At 64.4% G+C, this 22,118-nt stretch carries 15 protein-coding genes, 2 tRNA genes and 2 pseudogenes; 3 read left to right on the top strand and 16 right to left on the bottom strand.

Annotation, left to right across the window (positions count from 1 at the left end):
• The 6 genes and pseudogenes from H8A92_RS15665 to H8A92_RS15640 all read right to left on the bottom strand — a co-directional run.
• Nucleotides 1-151 (bottom strand): annotated as a pseudogene (locus H8A92_RS15665) (DUF2497 domain-containing protein); the annotation flags it as partial.
• Between the two features lie 352 nt (nucleotides 152-503).
• Entirely contained in the window at nucleotides 504-1,886 is a 1,383-nt protein-coding gene (locus H8A92_RS15660; protein WP_229196618.1) for a TolC family outer membrane protein, read from the bottom strand.
• A gap of 215 nt (nucleotides 1,887-2,101) precedes the next feature.
• Nucleotides 2,102-2,767, bottom strand: coding sequence for a protein-L-isoaspartate O-methyltransferase family protein (locus tag H8A92_RS15655; protein WP_229196617.1), 666 nt, complete (start codon nucleotides 2,765-2,767; stop codon nucleotides 2,102-2,104).
• Between the two features lie 134 nt (nucleotides 2,768-2,901).
• Nucleotides 2,902-3,081, bottom strand: a complete 180-nt coding sequence (locus H8A92_RS15650; protein ID WP_163151534.1) for a hypothetical protein — start codon at nucleotides 3,079-3,081, stop codon at nucleotides 2,902-2,904.
• Nucleotides 3,082-3,213: 132 nt separating this feature from the next.
• Nucleotides 3,214-3,288: transfer RNA gene (locus H8A92_RS15645), tRNA-Asn, on the bottom strand.
• 295 nt (nucleotides 3,289-3,583) lie between these two features.
• Complete coding sequence (locus H8A92_RS15640; RefSeq protein WP_229196616.1) at nucleotides 3,584-4,069, bottom strand: anthrone oxygenase family protein; 486 nt, start codon at nucleotides 4,067-4,069, stop codon at nucleotides 3,584-3,586.
• A gap of 92 nt (nucleotides 4,070-4,161) precedes the next feature.
• On the opposite strand from H8A92_RS15640, the gene H8A92_RS15635 reads away from it, so the two are divergent.
• On the top strand, nucleotides 4,162-4,809 hold the full coding sequence (locus H8A92_RS15635; protein ID WP_229196615.1) for a TetR/AcrR family transcriptional regulator: 648 nt from the start codon (nucleotides 4,162-4,164) through the stop codon (nucleotides 4,807-4,809).
• A gap of 433 nt (nucleotides 4,810-5,242) precedes the next feature.
• The gene (locus H8A92_RS15630; RefSeq protein WP_229196614.1) at nucleotides 5,243-5,425 is read left to right on the top strand and encodes a hypothetical protein; all 183 of its coding nucleotides are present in this window, start codon (nucleotides 5,243-5,245) and stop codon (nucleotides 5,423-5,425) included.
• A 43-nt stretch (nucleotides 5,426-5,468) separates the two neighbouring features.
• On the opposite strand, the gene H8A92_RS15625 is transcribed toward H8A92_RS15630, so the two are convergent.
• The 6 genes from H8A92_RS15625 to H8A92_RS15600 all read right to left on the bottom strand — a co-directional run bounded on the left by H8A92_RS15625 (nucleotide 5,469) and on the right by H8A92_RS15600 (nucleotide 15,632).
• A tRNA-Cys gene (locus H8A92_RS15625) sits at nucleotides 5,469-5,542 on the bottom strand.
• 54 nt (nucleotides 5,543-5,596) lie between these two features.
• Nucleotides 5,597-6,322 (bottom strand): tRNA-uridine aminocarboxypropyltransferase, encoded by a 726-nt coding sequence (locus H8A92_RS15620; RefSeq protein WP_229196613.1) that lies wholly within the window; start codon nucleotides 6,320-6,322, stop codon nucleotides 5,597-5,599.
• A 37-nt stretch (nucleotides 6,323-6,359) separates the two neighbouring features.
• Nucleotides 6,360-9,464 carry an efflux RND transporter permease subunit gene (locus tag H8A92_RS15615; RefSeq protein ID WP_229196612.1) on the bottom strand — a complete coding sequence of 1,035 codons (3,105 nt, stop codon included), beginning with the start codon at nucleotides 9,462-9,464 and terminating at the stop codon, nucleotides 6,360-6,362.
• The gene (locus H8A92_RS15610; RefSeq protein ID WP_229196611.1) at nucleotides 9,461-12,589 is read right to left on the bottom strand and encodes an efflux RND transporter permease subunit; all 3,129 of its coding nucleotides are present in this window, start codon (nucleotides 12,587-12,589) and stop codon (nucleotides 9,461-9,463) included. The genes H8A92_RS15615 and H8A92_RS15610 overlap by 4 nt, the downstream gene beginning before the upstream one ends.
• A 48-nt stretch (nucleotides 12,590-12,637) precedes the next feature.
• Entirely contained in the window at nucleotides 12,638-14,146 is a 1,509-nt protein-coding gene (locus H8A92_RS15605) for an efflux RND transporter periplasmic adaptor subunit (protein ID WP_229196610.1), read from the bottom strand.
• Nucleotides 14,136-15,632, bottom strand: a complete 1,497-nt coding sequence (locus H8A92_RS15600; RefSeq protein WP_229196609.1) for an efflux transporter outer membrane subunit — start codon at nucleotides 15,630-15,632, stop codon at nucleotides 14,136-14,138. The genes H8A92_RS15605 and H8A92_RS15600 overlap by 11 nt, the downstream gene beginning before the upstream one ends.
• A gap of 566 nt (nucleotides 15,633-16,198) precedes the next feature.
• Here H8A92_RS15600 and H8A92_RS15595 point away from each other — a divergent pair.
• Nucleotides 16,199-17,233 (top strand): cysteine synthase A, encoded by a 1,035-nt coding sequence (locus H8A92_RS15595; RefSeq protein ID WP_229196608.1) that lies wholly within the window; start codon nucleotides 16,199-16,201, stop codon nucleotides 17,231-17,233.
• Between the two features lie 128 nt (nucleotides 17,234-17,361).
• Here the strand turns inward: H8A92_RS15595 and H8A92_RS15590 are convergent.
• The 4 genes and pseudogenes from H8A92_RS15590 to H8A92_RS15575 all read right to left on the bottom strand — a co-directional run bounded on the left by H8A92_RS15590 (nucleotide 17,362) and on the right by H8A92_RS15575 (nucleotide 21,876).
• Nucleotides 17,362-18,101: pseudogene (locus tag H8A92_RS15590) on the bottom strand (amino acid ABC transporter ATP-binding protein).
• A gap of 11 nt (nucleotides 18,102-18,112) precedes the next feature.
• The gene (locus H8A92_RS15585; RefSeq protein ID WP_229196607.1) at nucleotides 18,113-19,633 is read right to left on the bottom strand and encodes an amino acid ABC transporter permease; all 1,521 of its coding nucleotides are present in this window, start codon (nucleotides 19,631-19,633) and stop codon (nucleotides 18,113-18,115) included.
• The gene (locus H8A92_RS15580; protein ID WP_229196606.1) at nucleotides 19,630-20,835 is read right to left on the bottom strand and encodes an amino acid ABC transporter permease; all 1,206 of its coding nucleotides are present in this window, start codon (nucleotides 20,833-20,835) and stop codon (nucleotides 19,630-19,632) included. The genes H8A92_RS15585 and H8A92_RS15580 overlap by 4 nt, the downstream gene beginning before the upstream one ends.
• 24 nt (nucleotides 20,836-20,859) lie before the next feature.
• Nucleotides 20,860-21,876 (bottom strand): amino acid ABC transporter substrate-binding protein, encoded by a 1,017-nt coding sequence (locus tag H8A92_RS15575; protein ID WP_163151557.1) that lies wholly within the window; start codon nucleotides 21,874-21,876, stop codon nucleotides 20,860-20,862.
• Between the last annotated feature and the right edge of the window lie 242 nt (nucleotides 21,877-22,118).

Genomic DNA, 22,118 nt, shown 5'->3' with positions numbered 1-22,118 from the left:
CTGGTGGCGGCTCGACCTTCGGCGGCGCTGCCGCGGCAGCCGCAGGCTTCTCGGCCGCAGCCGGCTTTGCCTCGTCGTCGGCAATGATGCGACGGATCGACGCCAGGATCTCCTCCATCGAGGGCTCTTGGACCTTCGCAGGTTGCGTCATCTCCGACTCCACATCGAAACTATTTTACATCAAGCCCAAGAGGATTCGCCGGTTCCGATGATGCGGGCGGAGATTTTCATTGCTCCCGCCCGACTTGTCCCCAGATCAAGCCCGCCCGAGGCTTTGTGCAAGCTTCGTGTCGCCCACTGCAGCGTGATCAGAGGTGGCGTCGCACCTGTCATCACGCTACGCCGGCACGCCGCGAATCGCCTTGCTGCCCGATAAAACGGTATGTCAGGCCAATTATCGATTGCAAGCAAACGCGCCTGCTTGTGGTCCTGATTAACTCAGAACCACAAACATGGCGCGACAAGCGACGATGATGTGCAGGGTGTTTGGAAGTTAAGTGCGTTTAGCGGCCGTCGGGCGTGCGCACGCCGGCCCAGTTGTCGCGCACCTGCTGGTAATGCACGCTGGGATCATAGACGTTGGTCGAAAGGCCCATCACCTGCGGCGACAGCCGACCGACGGCGGCCAGCACGTTGTACGACGCGACGACGCGGTCGTGCTGCGCGGTGACCAGCGCGTTGCGCGCGTTGACCAGCGCCTGCTGCGCGTTGAGCACGTCGAGCGTGGTGCGCTGACCAGCCTTGGCTTCTTCGCGCACGCCGTTCAGCGCGATCTCGGACGCCGTCACCTGCGCCTGTGCCGATGCCACCTGGGACTTGCCGGCGACCAGCTGGCCCCATGCGGTAACGACGTTGGCGCGGGCCTGATCGCGGGTCTGCTCCAGAACGAGGCGCTGCTGCGCCAGCGATTCCTTGGACTGCCGGATCAGCGAGTACTCGGTGCCCCCCTGATAGATCGGCACCGAGATCTGAACGTTGGCCGCGGCATTGAAGAGCCGGTTCACCGACAATTGCTGCTGGTAGCCTTCGGTCACCGTCGCCTGCAAACCAACCGTCGGAAGCAGCGCGCCCTCGGCAACCTTGGTCTGCAGGAAATTGACGTCGACGCCGAACATCGCGGAGGTGACGTTCGGATTCTGGGTCAGGCCAAGCTCGACGGCGGCCGCAAGCGTCGCCGGCAGGAAGCGGTCGACCGGCGCGCCGGGCGCGAGATTCTGCGGTTCGTTGCCGATGATGCGGCGGAAATTCGATCGCGTCGTCGTCAGGTTCGATTCCGCGGTGAGCTGCTGGGTTCTGCCGGCAGCAAGCTGCGCCTCGGATTGCGCGACGTCGGTCCGCGTCACCTCGCCGACATTGAAGCGGTCCTGGGTCTGCTTCAGCGTCTGTTCCAGCACGCGCGTGTTGCTGCGCTGGACCTCGACGATCGCCGAGTCGCGCAGATAGTCCATGTAGATCGTGGCCGCGCTCAGAATGACGGTCTGCTCGAGCACGCGCAGACCTTCGCGTGCCGACGAGACCTGGCTTTCGGCCGCGCGCACCTTTTGCGGGGTCTGCGCGTTGAACAGCGACTGGCTCACCGTCAGGCCGGCACTGGCCGGATTCTGGGTGCCGTGGATCGAGTCCTTGATGCCCGTGGGCTGCTGATCGGAGTATTGATATCCGCCGGTTACCGTCAGCGAGGCCCTCGGACGGTAGCCTGATAGCGCCTGCGGAACATTTTCGTCGGTCGCCCGCACCAGCGCGCGTTGCGCATTCAGCTGAGGATTGTTTTGGTAGGACCGCACCAGCGCGGCCTCGATAGTATCGGCGAGCGCGGGCACGGGGCCCAGCTCAGCCAACAGAAGGACGGCAGTCGCAGCCGCGGTGACAACCTTCACCCCACGCATCCCCGGTAATCCAATCATTGTAGTCGCCGTCTCCCACAAGCAAGTCAGTCCGGCGGTCGCTTCAGACGAAGTGAGTCCCGCCTCACCTTAGTCCGCAGCTAAGGGCAACGGAACTACCCCGCAACGGAACACGGTGGAAACTCTTCACATGGGGCAAACGGGCCACACTTCTGATTCAGAACGGGATTTTTTCAGCTGGCGCAGCGCGGTAGCGGTCAGAAGACGAAGGCGGGAAGCTGCTCGAACCCGGGCAGCACGGGGGCGGTGGCGTCGAACAGCTCGCGATGTCCGAAATCCCCGTGGGAGTGAGTAACGAGGGTGGCGCGTGGCGGCGGCGTCAGGCCGAACACCCCGACCAGCCGGCCACCCTCCTTGAGCTGGCCGAACAGCCCGGTCGGAACAACGGCGGTGGCACCGTTGAGAACGATGACGTCAAACGGCGCCCCCGCGGCATCGCCGTCGGCGGCCGCTGCGGTCTTGACGGTCACATTCTGGACGCCGAGCTGCGCCAACGCGGCGGTCGCTTTTGCGGCAAGCGCCGGATCGCCCTCGGTTGCGCTGACCTCTGCGGCAAAGCGCGCCACGATGGCGGCGGCGTAGCCCGTTGCGCAGCCGACCACCAGCACACGATCGGTGGCCTTGATCTCGGCGGCCTGCAGCATCCTGGCAAGCAGCGCCGGCGTAATCAGGTAGCGCCGCACCGCGGCGCCCTCGGTCACATCGAGATCGAGATCCAGATAGGCAAGCGCCTGCTTGCTGGCCGGCACGAATACCTCGCGCGGCACGGTCAGCATGGCATCGAGAATACGATCATCGGTCACGTCGCTCGGACGCACCTGACCATCGACCATGTACTGGCGCGCGGTCGAAAAACCGGTCATTGGCGGGACCCTGCAAGTCGCGGCATTGCCGCTGGAGAAGCTAGAACAGGGCCATCTTTTGGAACAAGCTCCGCCAAAACGCAACACGCGTCCGCGCGCAAAGAATGCTCCCCGAACGCGCTCCGCCGCGCAGCCTATTCGATCGTGACGGCAAGCCGGCCGATCAGGCGGGCTACTTCGTCGAGATGTTCGGAATCGTGTTCCTCGACCGCTTTTGCGAGCAGGCGAACGCACTCATCATCACTGATGTCGGGGGCATCGTTCGGAACCAGCGTCGGCTGCGGCATCGACAGGTCGATCAGGTTAATCGCCATCAAAATCACCTCTCAAGACCCGGCGAAAGGAAGTGTCGACGGCTATTGAGTCGATTTGACGACGATTTTTGTCTGTCTGCGGCGAACCACAGGCTTGTGATCTGGTGATGGATGTCGATGGGACCAGCAAACTGGCTCCCCGGGCTGGATTCGAACCAGCGACCATTCGATTAACAGTCGAATGCTCTACCGCTGAGCTACCGAGGAATAGGCGAACAAAACGTTCGCGAGCGGGCAGCGTATAACAAAGCCTTTCGGGCTTGCAAAGAACCAAATGGGCTTCCGGCGAAACTTTAGCGCGGGACGGTAAACCCCTGCGGTGCAAGGGTTTGCCGGCGTCCCAGAGAGAAGCAGGCCTGTCCCGGCTGTCCCAGCATCCGCACCGCCGGCGCCCGGATGGCCCAACGGCGCGGCATTGGCGCCGCGCCGTGATTCCCGGAAGGCACACCCGCCCCAAAATGCGAAGCGCGCGCCCCACCCCGTTCCGATTGAATTCGGAGAGCTATCGCGCGGCGATGGCGACAATGAACAGCGTGGTCGCCGCAAGCGAGGCGATGGTCCGGACGTGGTTCCAGATGGTCCAGTCGGTCAGATAGCGCGCCCAGACCGGCGCAGCCGCAGCGCTCGCGGGATCGACCGCCGCAAGCTGATCGTTCAGCGGCACGTTGAAGACAACAGTGACGATGAACATGCCGACCACATAGAGGACGCCGCCGCAAATCATCGCAATTGCACCCGGCTCCTGCCAGCGCAGCGCGCCGAGCACCACCAGCGCCGCGCAGGACAGCGTGGTGCCGAGGAAGACCGGCATGAACAGCGAGCGCACGATGTCGACACTGATCGCGTTCATCGCCGAGATGCCGGCGGCCTGATCGATCCGACCGAGCGCGGTCATGACGAAAGCCGAGAACGCGAAATAAAGCCCGGCAAGCAGGCCGCAGCCGAGTGCAGAAAACCACAGCAAGCCCGAGGTCAGGATATTGCGCATCGCTCCACCCCCTAATGCGAGAGATACTCGCGTTTGTAAAATGCGATAAACTCTCGTATTGGGAACGTCAATCCCGTTTGCGGAGGACAGAGATGGCGAGACGAAAGGCCGCGCCGGCGGCGGAAGCCGCTCCGCCTGGACTGGCGCGGCTTGCCCCGACGCAGCAGCGGAGCCGCGAGCGCTTCGAGCGCATCCTCGCCTGCGCGACCGAGATCATGGCGGAAAAGGGCAGCGAGGCGTTCCGCATGAGCGACATCGTCGAACGCAGCGGAGTCGCATTCGGCTCGCTCTATCAATATTTCCCGGACAAGGCCGCCATCATCGGCACGCTGGCGGAGCGGCATAACGCCGTCGGGCGTGACTGCGTCAGGCGCGATCTGGCCGAAGTTGCGGCCGCACGCGACCTGCACCCGGCGCTCTGCCGGATCGTCGACAGCTACTACGAGATGTTCATGCGTGAGCCCGTCATGCGCGACATCTGGCAGGCAACGCAGGCCGACCGTGCCCTGCAAAAGCTCGATGCAGACGACATGGCCGTGCTCTCAGGTCTGTTGTCCGACACCGTCAAGCGGGTTGCGCCCAACATGCCGGCCGCCACCCTCGCCACGCTCTCGGGGTTGACGATGACGCTGATCGCGGCTGCCGTCCGTCACGCGATCACCTTGCCACCGAAGAAGGCGCGGCAGGTGCTGACCCAATTCAAGACCATGTTGCCGGACGACCTCACCAGGCTGGCATGATCGCGGTCGCGAAGGCGCGTCGGGAATTTCCGCTGCGCAGAGGCGATAGACAACTGGCGTAGGCGACCTACGCCGTTTGGGAGCTGCCCACGGCGCCCAGCGCTGTCCTGCTGGCAAACCATGTCAGCAAGAGCCGAGGATCGATGCGAGATGCGACTGGCGACGGTTCTGCAATGTTAGCCCTCATTGTCACGTCTCCCTAAAATTCCTGCGATATTTGACGGCTATGAATATTGCCGGGAAGAGTTTTTCGGAACATGTGATTTGTCTCACACGAGGTGCGGCCATGCCGACCTAGGTTCCCCAAGGGGTCATCAGTCATTTATTAACCAAAGCCGGCGCCATCGTTCTTTTCATAAAATTCGAACGAATCGCTCAATCCCGACCGAAGACAGTTTTGCGACCATGGCGCTCTCGAACCTCGGAGAGCGCGATGAGCGAAGTCGAATTTGATCTGCTGCTTGACGCCGTGCGAACGGCGATCGCGCCTGTTGCTCAGGAGGATTTCGTGGCCCAGCCTTCGCCCCGCATTCAGCCGCCACCGCGTGCTGCCAATGACAACCAGGCGCCGTGGCCGCTGATTCCGTTTCCTGAAGGTTGGTACGCCGCGAGCTGATGCGGCTTCTCATTTGTTGGCTGCAAGCCATTGATGAGATGAGTGGAGGCCACGACCAGAATTGAACTGGTGTACACGGTTTTGCAGACCGTTGCGTAACCACTCCGCCACGTGGCCCCTTGCGGCGGACTTCATATACGCCCTCTCTTCGATAGGCAACCAATCGCGCAACTAACGCCGGCGCTTCCGGAAGTCCCGCTTTTTGGGTTTTGGCGCCAATTCCGGCATTTTGGCCTGCACTTCGCTGAATCTCGCCAACATCCGGTCGAAACTATCGGTTAAGGTTGCGGCAATATCCGGCCGCTTCTGCAGCCCGGCCAGCAGGATCGCGGCCGCCTCGATGGTCGACAGACCGTCGCGCCTCGGTTCCCGGCGCAGCTTGCCGTAGCGCGAGGGCCGTTTCGGTCCGAGAATCACCCGCTGGCACTTCAGCATCCACGCATTGCGCCACCAAAGCGCCTTGGCTTGGCTCCAGGTGCCGTCGAGCAGGACGATGCCCTCGATGTCGGACAGGATCGCACGCTGATGCGGCTCGAGCTCGCCCTTACGGTTGATCGCGACGATCTCGGCATCGGTATCGAGGTCTTCGACCTTGGCCGAGCCGAGATAGAGCACCGCCCAGCGCGATGGGTCGGGCACCGGCCGGCCGAGTGCCTTGGCGAGGCTCGGCCAGGACAGCCCGATCCGGACCACGGCGTTCTCGAAATGCCGCGCCAGCAGCCGCGCGGTGCCCAGCGCCCTGTCCTGCTCCTGCGGATGGATCAGGATCAGGAGCTGGATGCGGCTTTTGATCGGCGTGACGCTGTCGCAGATGCACAGCGGCAGTGGCTTGCCGCAATGCGGGCAATCCTCGATCTCGTCGGCAATATCTGGCTTTGCTTCGGTCGGGTCGGACATCGCTTCGCTATACGCGCGCGGAGCCGTACAATTCAACCTATTCCGCAGGCGCGTGCACGCCTGAAGGCTCGCGGCGCCGGCGTAGCCGGTCGATCAGCAGATAGATCACCGGCGTGGTGTAGAGCGTCAGGACCTGCGACACGAACAGGCCACCGATGATGGTGATGCCGAGCGGCCGGCGCAGCTCGGTGCCCGGGCCGGTCGCGATCGCCAGCGGAATGCCGGCGAACAGCGCGGCCATGGTCGTCATCAGGATTGGGCGGAAACGGGCCCGGCAGGCCTCGAAGATTGCATCCCGTGACGACAGCCCCTGATGCCGCTCCGCGTCGAGTGCGAAGTCGACCATCATGATGCCGTTCTTCTTGACGATGCCGATCAGCAGGATAATGCCGACGAAGGCGATCACCGTCAGTGGCGTGTTGGTGACCTGGAGCGCCAGCAAGGCGCCGAGGCCGGCCGACGGCAGTGTCGAGATGATCGTGATCGGGTGCGCCAGGCTCTCGTAGAGCACCCCCAGCACGATATACATTGCGATCAGTGCGCCAAGGATCAGCAGCGGCTGCCGCCCGCTGGTCTTGTTGAAGTCGCCGGCATTGCCGTCGAAGCTGCCGCGAATCCCCTCAGGCATATGCAGCTCGTCGACCGCCTGCTGGATGTTTGTCGTTGCTACCTCCAGCGGCACGTCCGGCAGCAGGTTGAACGACACCGTCGTCGAGGGGAAACCGCCGGAGTGATAGACCGCGAGCGCCGACAGGCCGCGCTGGGTGTGCACGAGCGCCGATAGCGGCACCTGCACGTCATTGGCGCCGGCGACATAGATGCGCTCGAGGTTCGACGGATCACTCTGGAATTTCGGATCGATCTCGAGCACCACGACGTACTGGTTACGCTGCGTGTAGATGTACGAGATCTGCCGCTGCGAGAACGCGTTGTTGAGCGCGTTGTCGATGTCCTGGACGCGGACGCCGAGGCTGGAGGCGATCTTGCGGTCGATCACGAGGTTGAGCTGCAGGCCGCCGGGATCGCGATCGGACGAGACATCCGTGATGCCCTCCACCGTCTCCATGCGCTTGGCGACCAGGGGCGCCCATTTCTGCAACAGATCAAGATCGGTCGAAGAGAGCGTGTACTGATAGTCGGAATCGCTCTGCCGGCCGCCGGTGCGGATGTCCTGGGCGGCGAACATGAACAAGCGGATGCCCGGCACCATGAACAAATTGCGGCGCAGCCGGTCGATCACCTGCGCGGTCGACATGCCTCCCCGCTCCTCCGGCGGCTTCAGGCTGATGAACATGGTGCCGCGGTTCGAGGTGGCGCCGCCCGGGCCGCCGCCGGAGCCGACCGACGAGCCGATGCCGGCGACCGCCGGATCGGCCATCACGATGTCGGCGAGCCGCTGCTGCAACTGGAGCATCGCCTGGAACGAGATATCCGGCGACGCCCGCGTCGAGCCGATCACAAAACCGCTGTCGTCGGTCGGGAAATAGCCCTTCGGCGTCTTGACGTAGAGTACCACCGTCAGCGCGACGGTTGCGGTGAACACCACCATCGTCAGCCAGGGGTATCCGAGCACACTCCGCAAGGTCGACGCATAGAACGCCACGACCCGCGACAGCGCGCCCTCGATGGCACGGTCGTACCAGGTGGCGTGGTCCGAGGTCGCCTCCTTGATGTAGTGCGCGCAGATCATCGGCGTGATCGTCACCGACACCAGCGTCGACACGATAATGGCAAAGGTCAGGGTCAGCGAGAATTCGCGGAGCAGCCGGCCGACGATCCCGTCCATGAAGATCAGCGGCGTGAAGGCCGCGATCAACGACAGCGAGATCGACAGCACCGTGAAGCCGATCTGCTTGGCGCCCTCGACCGCGGCCGGATACGGCGCCATGCCCTGCTCGAGATTGCGGTACATGTTCTCGATCATCACGATAGCGTCGTCGACCACGAAGCCGACCGAGATCGCGAGCGCCATCAGCGACAGATTGTCGATCGAGAAGCCGGCGAGCCACATCCCGGCGCAGGTGCCGGCCAGCGCCAGCGGCACCGAGACGCCGGCGGCGATCGTCGGCACGATCCTGCGCAGGAATACGAACACCACGACCATGACAAGCATGGCGGTCGCCAGCAGCGTGAACTGCATGTCCTGGACGCTGGCGCGGATCGTTCCGGTGCGATCGACCAGCGTCGAGATCTCGACGCCGGCCGGGATCCACTTCCTCAGTTCCGGCAGCATCCTGCGGACGCTGTCGACGGTCTCGATGACGTTGGCGTCGCCCTGCTTGGTGATCTGGATCAGCACTGCCGGCTGCTTGTTGAACCAGGCGATCGAGCGCGAGTTGCGGACGGAATCCTCGACCTCGGCGACGTCAGAGAGGCGGACGAAACTGCCGTTCGAGGTCTTGATCACGATGTCGCGGAACTCGGCCGCAGTGCGCATCTGCCTGTTGATCGAGAGCGTCTCGGCCAGCCGGTCGCCATTGAAGATGCCGACCGGGCCCAGCGGATTGGCATTGATGATCGCCTGCCGGACGTCATCGGTCGCGATCCCGGCATTGGCCAGCGACACCGGATTGAGCGCGATGCGTACCGCCGGCTGGTCGGCACCGCTGACGGTCACCTCGCCGACCCCCGGCACCTGCGAGATGCGCTGCGCCAATACGGTGTCGGCGACGTCGTACATCGCACTGGTCGAGATCGTCTTCGAGGTCAGCGCCAGCACGAACACCGGCGCCGCAGCCGGGTTGGCCTTGCGGAACTTGGGCAGCGACGGCAGGTCGCTCGGCAGGTCGGCGAGCGAGGCGTTGATCGCGGCCTGCACGTCGCGCGCGGCGCGATCGATGTTGCGGCCGATCGAGAACTGCACCTGAATGCTCGTCGTGCCGAGCGAGCTCGTCGAGGTGATCTGGTCGACGCCCGAAATGGTGCCGAGCTTGCGCTCCAGCGGCGCGGCAACCGTCGCGGCCATGACAGAGGGATCGGCGCCCGGCCGGGACGCCGACACCCGGATAGTCGGGAAGTCGACGTTCGGAACCGACGACACCGGCAGGAACTCATAGGCGACGATCCCGACCAGGAACAGCCCGATCGCCAGCAAGGTGGTGCCCACCGGCCGGCGGATGAAGGGCTCCGAGATCGAGATCACTGCATGCCCTCGGTGGCGCCCGCGATCGGCGGGCCGCTGGGACCGGGCTCCGGCACGGCCCGCTCGATCCGGCGATTGAGCCGGTCGAGTGCGAGATAGATCACGGGCGTGGTGTAGAGCGTCAGCAGCTGGCTGAGCAGCAGGCCGCCGATGATCGAGATGCCGAGCGGAAAACGTAACTCGGCGCCGGTGCCGCTTTCGATCGCGAGCGGCAGCGCGCCGAACAGCGCCGCCAGCGTCGTCATCATGATCGGACGGAAGCGCAACAAGCAGGCCTGCACGATGGCGTCATAGGATGACATGCCCTTGTGGCGCTCGGCCTCCAGCGCGAAGTCGATCATCATGATCGCGTTCTTCTTGACGATGCCCATCAACAGGATGATGCCGATCAGGCCGATCACCGAGAGGTCCTGCCCACACAGCATCAAGGCAAGGATGGCGCCGACGCCGGCCGAGGGCAGCGTCGACAGGATCGTGATCGGATGGATGTAGCTCTCGTAGAGCACGCCGAGCACGATGTAGATCGTGATGATCGCAGCCAGGATCAGCCAGGGCTGGCCGGCCAGCGAACGCGCGAATTCGGCGGCATCGCCGGAATAGATGCCGACGATGCTGCCGGGCATTCCGATCCTGCTCTCGATCGCCTTCACCGCCTCGACCGCATCGCCCAGCGCCTCACCCGGCGCAAGGTTGAAGCTGAGCGAAACCGACGGGAATTGCGCCTGGTGCGAGATCGCGAGCGGCGCCGTGGTGCGGACCAGCGTCGCCACCGCCGACAGCGGCACCTGCGCGCCGTTGGCTCCCGGCAGATAGAGCTTGTCCAAGATCGACGGGTCGCGCTGGTACATCGGGAGCGCCTCGAGCACCACGCGGTACTGGTTGGCCTGGCCGTAGATCGTCGAGATCTGCCGCTGCGCGAAGGCGTCGTTCAGCGTGTCGGTGACGCCCTGCAGACTGACGCCGAGTTGGCCGGCGCGCTGGCGGTTGACGTCGAGCGCGGCGCGCAAGCCCCCGTCCTGCGCCTCCGAGGAGACATCGCGGAAGATCGGATCGCGCCGCATCTCTGCGACCAGCTTTTGCGCCCATTGCGAGACCTCGGCGGCATCGGTCGCGGTCAACGTATACTGGTATTGCGAGCGGCTGGACTGGGTCGATATCTGAACGTCCTGCACCGGCTGGAAGTAGACAGTCATGCCGGGCACCGTCGCGACCTTCTGCTTGAGCCGCTCGATCACCTCGACGACGCCGTCGCGCCGCTGGTCGAGCGGCTTCAGCGTCATCACCAGACGGCCGACATTGGTGGTCGGATTGACCGAGCCCGAGCCGATCACCGAGACCACACCGACCACGTCAGGATCGGCCTTGATCAGGTCGGAGACGGCGCCCTGCCGCCGCTGCATCTCGGCGAACGAGACGTCGGGGCCGGCCTCGGTCACCGCCGTGATCGAGGAGGTATCCTGCAGCGGCAGAAAGCCCTTCGGCGCCAGCACATACATCACGACCGTCAGCGCGATGGTCGCAAACGTCACCAGCAGCGTCGCGCGCTGGCGCCGAAGCACCCAGAGCAGCGTCCGATGATAGAACTCCACCATCCCGTCGATGAAGCGGCTGACCGCAGCCAGACCCGGGACCGTCATCTCCTCGTGGATGTTCTTGAGCAACCGCGAACACATCATCGGCGTCAGCGTCAGCGAGACGATCGCCGAGGTCACGACCGCGATCGTCAAGGTCAGCGCGAACTCGCGGAACATGCGGCCGACCAGGCCGGACATGAACAGCAGCGGGATGAACACCGCGATCAGCGACACCGTCAGCGAGATCACGGTGAAGCCGATCTCGCTGGCGCCTTTCAGCGAGGCCTCCATGACCGTTTCGCCGCCTTCCATGTGGCGGACGATGTTCTCGATCATGACGATGGCGTCGTCGACCACGAAGCCGGTTCCGATGGTCAGCGCCATCAGCGACAGATTGTCGAGGCTGAAGCCGGCGAAATACATGATGCCGAAGCTCGTGATCAGCGACAGCGGCAGCGCGACGCCGGCGATCAGTGTCGCGCGCAGCGACCGCAGGAACAAGAGCACCACCAGCGTCACCAGCACGACGCTCAGGATCAGCGTGAACTGCACGTCGTGGACCGAGGCGCGGATCGTCACGGTGCGGTCGGAGACCACGGTCAGCTTGACGCCGGCCGGGACCGACCGCTGCAGCCGCGGGATTTCGGCCCGGATCTGCTTGACGACGTCGATGACGTTGGCGCCGGGCTGGCGCTGGATGTCGATGATCACCGCAGGCGTGCCCTGGTACCAGCCGCCGGTGCGGTCGTTCTCGAGCCCGTCGACGATCTGGGCGACGTCGCCGATCGTGACCGGCGAGCCGTTGCGATAGGCGATGATGATCGGCCGGTAGGCGTCGGCGGCGGCGATCTGGTCGTTGGCGGCGATGGTGTAGGATTGCTGGGCGCCGTCGAGCGATCCCTTCGGCCCCGACACGTTGGCGCCGGCAATCGCGCTGCGCAAATCCTCCATCGCGATGCCGTAGGCCGCGAGCCGGGCCAAATCCGCCTGCACCCGCACCGCAGGCTTCAATCCGCCGAGGATCGAGACCCGGCCGACGCCGGAAATCTGGCTCAGCCGTTGGCCGAGGATGGTGTCGGCGAGGTCGCTCATCGCCCGCAGCGAGATCGTGTCCGAGGTCAGCGCCAGGGTCATGACCGGCGCGTCGGCCGGGTTCACCTTGGCGTAGACCGGCGGATACGGCAGCGTCTTCGGCAGGATGCCGGCCGCGGCATTGATCGCGGCCTGGACGTCCTGGGTGGCGCCATCGATGTCGCGGTTGAGGTCGAACTGCAGCGAGATCTGGCTGACGCCGAACGAACTGGTCGAGTTCATCGACGACAGCGACGGGATCTGCCCGAGCTGCCGCTCCAGCGGCGCCGTGATCAGCGAGGCCACCACGTCGGGGCTTGCGCCGGGCAACTGCGTCGTCACCTGCACGGTCGGGAAGTCGACCTGCGGCAGTGCCGAGACCGGCAACGCCCAATAGCCCAGCGCGCCACCGATCATCAGGGCGATGCCCAGCAGCGAAGTGGCGATCGGCCGGCGGATGAACGGTTCGGAGACGCTCATGGTTGCGTGCTCGCTGTTGGGTCGGACATTACGAGGTCAGGATGCCGGTCATGGCTGCGCCTTCGGCGCGCCGCCCGACGCTTCGCCCCCTGTGGCCGGCGCGGGCGCCGGGCCGGTCTGCCCCTTCTGATCGCCTTCGCTATGCTCGCGCTGGCCGCGATGCCCGCCGTTCTTGCCCTGCCCGTCCGGCTGGCCGTCCTTGCCCAGGTCTTTGCCTTGGTCTTTGCCTTGGTCTTTGCCTTGATCCTTGCTGGAGCCGTCGCCTTGCGCCCCACGCTTGCTGTCGGGATTCTTGCCGTCGGGATTGCGGCTGCGCTTGCGCGGCGCAAGATCGGCGGCCGGCGGCCCGTCGTCCTTGCCGACCACGACCCTCGATCCGTCCGCGAGATTGGCAAAACCCGTCGTCACGACACGGTCCGACGTGGTCAGGCCGCTGGCGATGACAGCCTCATGCTCGTTCTGCTGCGTGACCGTGACCGGCTTGGCGGTGGCGATGTTGTCGGCACCGATCACATAGCTGAAAGTCCCGGCCGGACCGCGCTGCACCGCCGAGGTCGGCACCACGATCGCCTGCGGCAGGGTCTCGACCTTGAGGCGGACATTGACGAACTGGCCGGGCCAAAGCTGGTAGCTGGCATTCGGCAACTCCGCCTTCAGCTTCAGCGTGCCGGTGGTCGGATCGACCTGGTTGTCGATCCCGGTCAACTTGCCGGTATCGATCACGGTAACGCCGTCATTGCCGAACACGTCGACGGCCAGCTGGCCCTTCGCGGCCGCGGCGTTCACCCGCATGATCTGCTGCTGCGGCAGGCTGAACCACACCGCGATCGGCTGCAGCTGGGTCAGGATCACGAGCCCCGTGGTGTCGGAGGCGTGGATGATATTGCCCTGGTCGACCTGGCGCAGGCCGGCGCGCCCCGCGATCGGCGCGACGATCTTGGTGTAGCCGAGCGTAGTGCGCGCATTGTCGATCTGGGCTTGGTCGGCCTTGATGATGGCCTCCTGCTGCGCGACCAGCGCGCGCTGCGTGTCGGCCTGCTGCTTGGAGCCCGCGTTGGTGGCAGCGAGCTGCTCATAGCGGGCAAGATCTATCTTCTGATTGGCGAGCAGTGCTTCGTCCTTGGCCTTCGTGGCCACCGCCTGGTCGTATTGCGCTTGATAGATCGCCGGATCGATCTCGCCCAGCACGTCGTTCTTCTTGACGTCCTGGCCCTCGACGAAATTCACCTTGAGCAGCTTGCCGTCGACCTGCGAGCGCACGATCACGGTGTTCAGCGCCCTCACCGAGCCGACGCCATCGAGATAAACAGGCACGTCATGCACCTGCGGGGTGGCCGCCAGCACCGGCACCGGCAGGTCCGGCCGGGCGCCCGCGCCGCGCCCGCCGCCTCCATTTTGCTTTGGCTGGAAAGCGAGCCAACCGAGATAGCCGAGCCCGCCAAGGATCACGAGCGTGATGAGCAGCGACACCATGCGTCCAAGCACGCGCGAGACCAGGCTGCGCTTGCGCGGGGCAGTGCTATTCTCGTCGTCCGTCGAGTCGGGCTTAAAGAGCATCGACTGGTCTTTCCATCTTCGGTTCCCAGCCGCCCCCCAAGGCCTGATACAGGCTCACGATCGCCAATAGCCGGGCCAGCTGGGCCTGGGAATAAGCATCTTCCGCCTGGAACAGGGTCAGCTGCGTATTTAACACAGTTACGATGTCGGCGGTGCCGGCCTTGAGCTGCTGCTCCGCGAGGTCGAAGGCGCGCCGCGAAGACGACAGTACATCGCGCTGCAGCTGCAGCCGTCGCGTTGTCTCGCGAATTGCGACCAGCGCGTTGTCGACATCGGTGAACGACTGCACCACCGTCTTGCGATAGGTCTGCAGCAACTCGTCCTGCCGCGCCTTGGCGTTCTCGAAATTGCCCAAGATCCTGCCGCCGTCGAAGATCGGCTGGGTCATGCCGCCGACCAGGTTGAAGAAGGCGGCGTGCGGCTGGAACAGCGAGACCAGCGCCTGGCTCTGGTAACCGCCCGTCCCGGTCAGCTGGATACTCGGAAAGAACTGCGCCCGCGCGCTGCCGACATTGGCGGTGGCGGATGCAAGCTGCGCTTCCTGCCGGCGGATATCCGGACGCTGGGTGAGCAATTCGGACGGCAGGCCCGGCGTGACGCGCGGAATCGCAACCGCGTTGAGCGAGCCGCCGGCGACGCGCACGCTTTCAGGCGGCCGCGACACCAGCACAGCAAGCGCATTGACGTTCTGGTCGAGCGTCTGCCGCAGCGGCGGCACCAGCGCGCGCTGATTGGCGAGCACGCTCTCCTGCTGGGCGACATCGAGATCGGAGCCGGTGCCGGCCTTGAAGCGATCCCGGATCGCATTGAGGATGCGCTCGGCGCTGGCGATGTTGCGCTGTGCGGTGCGCAGCCGGTCCTGGGTGGCGAGCACCGTGAAATAGGCGTTGGCGACGCTCGCCAGCGTGGTGAGCGCCACCACCTCGCGGTCGAAGCGGTTGGCGACGGCGGTCTCCTCCGCGGCCTGCGCGGCGTCGCGATTCTGGCCCCAGAAATCGAGCTGATAGCTTGCGCTCAGCGAGGCGCTGTAATTCACCACCTCGCGCCCGCCATTGGTGAGGCCGCTGGCGCTGGAGCCGGAGGTGCGCGAGTAGGTCTCCGAGCCGTTGAGGTTGACGGTGGGCAGCAGCGCGGCGCCGGCCTGCCGTGCCAGCGCGTCGGCCTGACGGAAGCGCGCAACGGCCGCGGCGATGTCGAGGTTGACGGTCTGCGCCTCCTCCATCAGCTGCGTTAGCTCCTTGGAGCGGAAGCCCCGCCACCAGTCGAGCGTCGGCAGCGCATCGGCCGGCCCACCAAGCCGCGCGGCTTTGTAGCCCTGCGGTACGTCGAGTGCCGGATCGGGGATGTCCTGGGTCAGAATGCAGCCGGCCGAGCTCGCGACCAGGCCAAGCGCGACAAGCGACCGTCCCGCGAGCCGTCGCGCGCGGACAGCGAGGCCGAACCGGCCTCCGGGCACCATCACGGACGTGGGCTGGGTCACACCCATTCTCCGCCGAGGCCAGACGTCGCCCGTGACGCAGGAACGACGCGTTCGGCAATGGTCTGGGTGACGTTCACGGGGCAATGCTTCCAATGGAACCTGACTGTCCCATCCTACCCTTGGGACGATGGGGCGGACAGCCCTGTCACGATTGCGCGACGTCGCACCGCGCGCGATTCATGGCCGCCCTGGACTCAGGCTTTGCTCTATTTTCTAAGGCATTTCCGCGCATTTTGGCCTGCGTCGGTAGTCACTATCCTAACAAAGATTTCATGGGGATTTCTGGGCCCCTGTTGCACCGAATCCGCAGGATGCGCCGATCTGTTGGCGCCACGCCCAGCGCCGTCAGTCCTTGACTTCGCCTGCCGCGCACGACGGCCGACCGCAGGGTGATTCTGCCAGGTGGGTCGACCACCACAAAACGTCATGCTCCCTTGCGCGCGACATCAGTGGCCGCGCGGTCAAGCGTGCGGAGCCCACCATTTGCCGCAGTGCAAAAGCCCTTCCCTTTTTCGATCAGCACACTAGGTTCGCGGCAAGCAAGACACAGACCGGCAAAGAAATTCCCCGACATGACATTCAACAAAGACGTCGTCCAAGCGATCGGCAACACGCCGCTCATCAAGCTGAAGCGCGCATCCGAGCTGACCGGCTGCACCATTCTGGGCAAGGCCGAATTCATGAACCCGGGCCAGTCGGTGAAGGACCGTGCCGGCAAATGGATGATCCTGGAAGCCGAGAAGCGCGGCGATCTGAAGCCCGGCGGCCTGGTGGTCGAGTCGACCGCGGGCAATACCGGCATCGGGCTCGCTGTCGTGGCGAGCGCACGCGGCTACCGCACACTGATCGTCATCCCGGAGACGCAGAGCCAGGAAAAGAAGGACATGCTGCGGCTGTGCGGGGCCGAGCTGGTCGAGGCCCCGGCGCTGCCCTTCTCCAACCCGAACAACTATCAGCATCTCGGCAAGCGTCTCGCCGAGCAGCTCCGCAGGACCGAACCGAACGGCGTGCTGTTCGCCGACCAGTGGAACAACCTCGACAATCCCAAGGCGCATTACGACTCCACGGGGCCGGAAATCTGGCAGCAGACCGACGGCAAGGTGGATGGCTTCATCTGTTCGGTCGGTACCGGCGGCACGCTCGCCGGCATCAGCCGCTACCTGAAGGAAAAGAACAAGGGCATCGTCACGGCCTGCGCCGATCCGCACGGCTTCGCGATGTACGAGCTGTTCAAGAACGGCCAGGTCAAATCGACGCCCGGCGACTCGATCACGGAAGGCATCGGCCTCGGACGCAAGACACCGGTGATCGAAACGGCTGATGTCGACGATGCATTCCTGGTCTCCGACGAGGACGCCGTGACCATCATCTATGAGCTGCTGGAGCACGAAGGCCTGTGCCTCGGCGGCTCGACCGGCGTCAACATCGCGGGCGCGATCCAGCTCGCCAAGCAGCTCGGTCCCGGCAAGACCATCGTCACCATTCTCTGCGACTCCGGCAACCGCTATCAGTCCAAGCTGTTCAACCCGGCCTTCATGCGTTCGAAGAACCTGCCGGTTCCGGAATGGCTGGAAAAGCGCACCAAGATCGAGCTGCCGTTCGTCTGAGGTGTGAATGAAGCACGTCATTCCGGGATGGTGCGTCAGCACCAGACCTCAGATGCGCAATTGCGCATCGGGGAATCTCGAGATTCGGGGTTCGATGCTTACGCATCGCCCCGGAATGACTCGAACAATCACCGCAAGATCTGGCTCAGGAACAGCTTCGACCGCGCGTGCTGCGGATTGGCGAAGAATTCCTGCGGCGTGTTCGATTCGATGATCTGGCCCGCATCCATGAACACGACCCGGTTGGCGACCTCGCGCGCAAAGCCCATTTCATGGGTCACGACCAGCATGGTCATGCCCTCCCTGGCGAGATCGACCATGGTGTCGAGCACCTCCTTGACCATTTCCGGGTCGAGCGCCGAGGTTGGCTCGTCGAACAGCATCACCTTCGGGTTCATGGTCAGTGCGCGGGCGATCGCCACGCGCTGCTGCTGACCGCCCGACATCTGGCCGGGAAACTTGTTGGCCTGATGCGGAATCTTGACGCGCTCGAGAAACTTCATCGCAGTCGCCTCGGCATCCTTCTTCGGGATGTTGCGCACCCAGATCGGCGCCAGCGTGCAGTTCTCGAGCACGGTGAGATGCGGGAACAGGTTGAAGCTCTGGAACACCATACCGACTTCACGGCGCACTTCGTCGACGCGGCGCAAATTCGGCCCGAGCTCGATGCCGTCAACCACGATCTCGCCCTCCTGGAATTCCTCCAATGCGTTGATGCAGCGGATCAAGGTCGACTTGCCCGAGCCGGACGGCCCGCAGATCACGATGCGCTCGCTCTTTCCGACCTCGAGGTCGATGTCGCGCAACACGTGGAAGTCGCCGTACCATTGTTGAGCGCGGAAATGTTGACGATCGGGGTTGTGGACATGGTGACCCTGTTCAGTGGCGGCGGTAAGCGTTGAGCCGGTTTTCGACGAAAAGCGAGTAACGCGACATTCCAAAGCAGAACACGAAGTAGATCATTCCGGCAAAAGCGAAGCCGGTAAAGGCGGTCGTCGGCGTCGTCCAGACCGGGTCCGAGAACGACGCCCGCAGGGAACCCAACAGATCGAACAGCGCCACGATCGACACCAGCGAGGTGTCCTTGAACAGCGAGATGAAGCTGTTGACGATGCCTGGAATGACGTAGCGCAGCGCCTGCGGCAGCACGATCAGCGAAGTGGTCTTCCACCAGGACAGGCCGAGTGCCGATGCGGCCTCGGCCTGCCCGCGCGCCACCGCAGCCAACCCGCCCCTGATCACCTCGGCCATATAGGCGCCGGTAAAGATCGCCACGCCGATCAGGGCACGCAGCAGGCCGTCGACGGCGAAATTGCCCGGCACGAACAGCGGCAGCATGTATGTCGCGAAGAACAACACCGTGATCAACGGCACGCCGCGCCAGAATTCGATGAAGGCGATCGAGAATATCCGGATCAGCGGGATGGTCGAGCGTCGGCCGAGCGCCAGTGCAATCCCGATTGGCATCGAGGCGACGATGCCGGTGATCGCGATCACCAGCGTCACCAGGAGGCCACCCCACAGCCGGGTGTCGACGATGGGAAAGCCGCCATGATCGAGCCCCATCAGCTTGATGCCAACCGCTATCCCGGCAAACGTCAGCAGGCTCCCGAGCAGTGCCCCGCGGCCGGTGCGCACGCCACCTCCGAGCACAAACATCACGGCCGAGACGATCACGGCGGTAACGAGGAAATCGCCCCAGACCGGCAGCGACGAGGCCTGCAACTGATCCCGCAGCCAGGTCAACGGAAGGATCAGCCAATGGATCAGAACGCCGACCAGGACGAGCACCTTGCCAACCACCCACAGCAGCGGGGCAATCGCCGAACTCTTGCTGAGATTGACCAGCAGATCGCCGGCGCCGCCGATGCTCTGCTCGAAGAGCTGCAACAGGCCGGCGATCCAGCTCACGCCGAAGCCCGAAATGCCGCCGCCATGCAGCAGGAAGAACGCCACCACCGGAAACGCGAAGAAGAACAGGCCGGAGTTCAGGCCCTTGGCCGGCAGGCGCGGCATCAGCAGCGGCAGCAACAACGCGGCGCCGAGCGCATAGGTCAGATTGACACGCCAGCGCTGGGCTTCCGGATAGAAGCCATAGATCAGTTGCGCCAGCTTGGCCTGAATATAGGGCCAGCAGGCGCCGACCTCGTGGCCGGCCTTTTCGGCGAGGCAAGCGGTGCGGTCCTTGCCGGTCCAGACCGCGTCGACCAGCAGGAACCTGACCGCCGGGACAACGATGTACCAGGCCAGCAACAGCCCCAGGATCGTGAGCAGGATGTTGCCCGGCGAATTCAACAGCCGCGTTCGCAGGAATCCGATGAAGCCGGTGGTCTTCGTCGGCGCCGCACGCTCGGCAACCAGATCCTGCCGGACAAAGGACGAGGCGGACAGATCCGTCATGCCGCCATGCTCCGGTTGATGCGCCAGCCATAGATGCTCATCAGCGCACTCGTCGTCAGCGAGAGCAGCAGGTAGACGCCCATCGTCATCGCGATGATCTCGATCGCCTGCCCGGTCTGGCTCACCGCGGTGCCGGCGAACACCGAGACCAGATCGGGATAGCCGATGGCCACCGCCAGCGACGAATTCTTGGTGAGATTGAGGTACTGGCTGGTCAGCGGCGGCACGATGACGCGCATCGCCTGCGGCACCACGATCAGCCGCAGCGTCGCGGCGCGGCTGAGGCCGAGCGAGGAGCCCGCCTCCATCTGTCCCTTGTGGACCGACATGACGCCGGCGCGGACGATCTCGGCAATGAAGGCCCCCGTGTAGGTCGACAGCGCGACCGTCAGCGCAACGAATTCGGGGATGATCCGCGCGCCGCCGGCGAAGTTGAAGCCTTTCAGCTGCGGCAGCTCGAGCTTGAACGGCCAACCGAAGATCAGCATCGAGGCCAGCGGCAGTCCGACCAGGCAACCCAGCACGTAGGGCCAGATCCGGATCATGTGCCCGCGCTCGAACAGGATACGCCGCGCGTGGTGCCGCAAGCCCAACGCCACGACGATACCGGCCGCGAGCGCGGCGAGGAACGGATAGAGCCCCGGCTCGCTGACCGGCAGCGGCACGATGAGCCCGCGATTGTTGAGGAAGAACGTGCTGAAGATCGAGATGCTCTGCCGCGGCGCCGGCAGCGCCGCGAGCACGGCCAGGTACCAGAACAGGATCTGGAACAAGACCGGCAGGTTCCTGACGATCTCGACATAGGTGCCGCCGATCCGTGACAGCACCCCGTTCGGCGACAACCGGCACAGCGCCACCACGAAGCCGATCACGGTGGCGAAGACGATGCCGATCACCGAGACCAGGATCGTGTTCAACAGACCGACGAAGAACACCCGCCAGTAGGTGTCGGAATTGTTGTAGGCGATCAGGCTCTGATTGACGTCAAAGCCCGCATTGTAGTTGAGGAAGCCGAAGCCCGACGCAATGTGCTGGGTCTCCAGGTTCGTGCGCGCATTCGCCACGATCTCGTAGGCGATCCAGGCTAGGATCGCGGCGAAGGCAATCTGCGCCGCAAAGCCGTTCCAGCCGGTCTTGCCGCCAAGCGCGCGCTTCAGCCTGAGGGCAAATTGCAGCGGTGGTTTGCGGGGCGCGATGCTCATCGCCGCAGCCGTTGGCCGGATCGATCAGCGGATCGGCGGCGCGTACTGGATACCACCCTTGTTCCAGAGATTGTTGACGCCACGAGCGATGCCAAGCGGCGAGCCGGTGCCGACATTGCGCTCGAAGGTTTCGCCGTAATTGCCGACCGCCTTCACGATCCGCACCACCCAGTCCTTGGTGAGGCCGAGCTGTTCGCCGAGATTGCCGTCGGTGCCGAGCACCCGCTTCATCTCCGGCTTGTCCGATTTGAGCATGGTGTCGACGTTCTTCTGGGTGATGCCGAGTTCCTCTGCATTGATCATCGCAAACAACGTCCACTTCACGATGTCGAACCACTGGTCGTCGCCGTGGCGCACCATCGGCCCCAACGGCTCCTTGGAAATGATTTCCGGGAGCACGATGTGATCGGCCGGGTTCGCGAGTTTCAGGCGGCTGGCATAGAGCCCCGAGGCGTCGTCGGTGAAGACGTCGCAGCGGCCGGATTCATAGGCCTTGACGGCCTCGTCAATGCTGCCGAACGCGATCACCTCGTACTTCATGTTGTTGCCCTTGAAGAAGTCGGCGAGGTTCTGCTCCGTCGTGGTGCCGGTCTGCACGCAGACCGAGGCGCTGTTCAATTCCAGCGCCGAATTGACCTTGAGCGACTTCTTCACCATGAAGCCCTGCCCGTCATAATAGGTCACGCCGGTGAAATTGGCGCCGAGCGAGGTATCGCGCGACACGGTCCAGGTGGTGTTGCGCGACAGCACGTCGATCTCGCCGGACTGCAGCGCGGTGAAGCGATCCTTCGCCGACAGCGGCACGAACTTGACCTTGGTCGGGTCGTCGAGCACCACGGCGGCAATGGCGCGGCAGACGTCGACGTCGATGCCGGTCCAGTTCCCTTTGTCGTCCGGCGCGGAGAAGCCCGGCAGGCCCTGGCTGACGCCGCAGGACAGCTGGCCCCTGTCCTTGATCGTCTTGAGGGTTTGCGCCGAGGCGGCCTGGCCCGACAGGGCGGCGGCAACGGCAAGAAAAACAGCCAGGGATGCGCATTTCATGGGCAGGGCCTTTCAGGGTCGTCCGTTGGACGTTTGCTTTGTGATCGCCTCGCGTTCACGGGCCATCCCAATGATCCCTTGCAGCAAAAAATGCTAATCCAACCGGCAGCTTGGCGTGCAAACCGATCAGGCAACGGATCGTAGGTCGCGGCAGGCCCCTCAACGTGCGGCGACTGGTAGTTGCGCCGCATCACATAGCGACTGACGAGCCGGGTCAAGGGGTTGACGCATGTCTTCTACCT

Source organism: Bradyrhizobium acaciae (assembly GCF_020889785.1).
GTDB lineage: Bacteria > Pseudomonadota > Alphaproteobacteria > Rhizobiales > Xanthobacteraceae > Bradyrhizobium > Bradyrhizobium acaciae.
The sequence above is the reverse complement of the archived record's forward strand: the minus strand, read 5'-3'. Positions and strand labels throughout refer to the sequence as shown.

Excerpts from the sequence above, each read along its gene's own strand:
- H8A92_RS15660 (WP_229196618.1), bottom strand. The coding sequence starts at position 1,886 with ATGCGTGGGGTGAAGGTTGTCACCGCGGCTGCGACTGCCGTCCTTCTG.
- H8A92_RS15655 (WP_229196617.1), bottom strand. The coding sequence starts at position 2,767 with ATGACCGGTTTTTCGACCGCGCGCCAGTACATGGTCGATGGTCAGGTG.
- H8A92_RS15650 (WP_163151534.1), bottom strand. The coding sequence starts at position 3,081 with ATGGCGATTAACCTGATCGACCTGTCGATGCCGCAGCCGACGCTGGTT.
- H8A92_RS15640 (WP_229196616.1), bottom strand. The coding sequence starts at position 4,069 with ATGCGCAATATCCTGACCTCGGGCTTGCTGTGGTTTTCTGCACTCGGC.
- H8A92_RS15635 (WP_229196615.1), top strand. The coding sequence starts at position 4,162 with ATGGCGAGACGAAAGGCCGCGCCGGCGGCGGAAGCCGCTCCGCCTGGA.
- H8A92_RS15630 (WP_229196614.1), top strand. The coding sequence starts at position 5,243 with ATGAGCGAAGTCGAATTTGATCTGCTGCTTGACGCCGTGCGAACGGCG.
- H8A92_RS15620 (WP_229196613.1), bottom strand. The coding sequence starts at position 6,322 with ATGTCCGACCCGACCGAAGCAAAGCCAGATATTGCCGACGAGATCGAG.
- H8A92_RS15610 (WP_229196611.1), bottom strand. The coding sequence starts at position 12,589 with ATGAGCGTCTCCGAACCGTTCATCCGCCGGCCGATCGCCACTTCGCTG.
- H8A92_RS15605 (WP_229196610.1), bottom strand. The coding sequence starts at position 14,146 with ATGCTCTTTAAGCCCGACTCGACGGACGACGAGAATAGCACTGCCCCG.
- H8A92_RS15600 (WP_229196609.1), bottom strand. The coding sequence starts at position 15,632 with ATGGGTGTGACCCAGCCCACGTCCGTGATGGTGCCCGGAGGCCGGTTC.
- H8A92_RS15595 (WP_229196608.1), top strand. The coding sequence starts at position 16,199 with ATGACATTCAACAAAGACGTCGTCCAAGCGATCGGCAACACGCCGCTC.
- H8A92_RS15585 (WP_229196607.1), bottom strand. The coding sequence starts at position 19,633 with ATGACGGATCTGTCCGCCTCGTCCTTTGTCCGGCAGGATCTGGTTGCC.
- H8A92_RS15580 (WP_229196606.1), bottom strand. The coding sequence starts at position 20,835 with ATGAGCATCGCGCCCCGCAAACCACCGCTGCAATTTGCCCTCAGGCTG.
- H8A92_RS15575 (WP_163151557.1), bottom strand. The coding sequence starts at position 21,876 with ATGAAATGCGCATCCCTGGCTGTTTTTCTTGCCGTTGCCGCCGCCCTG.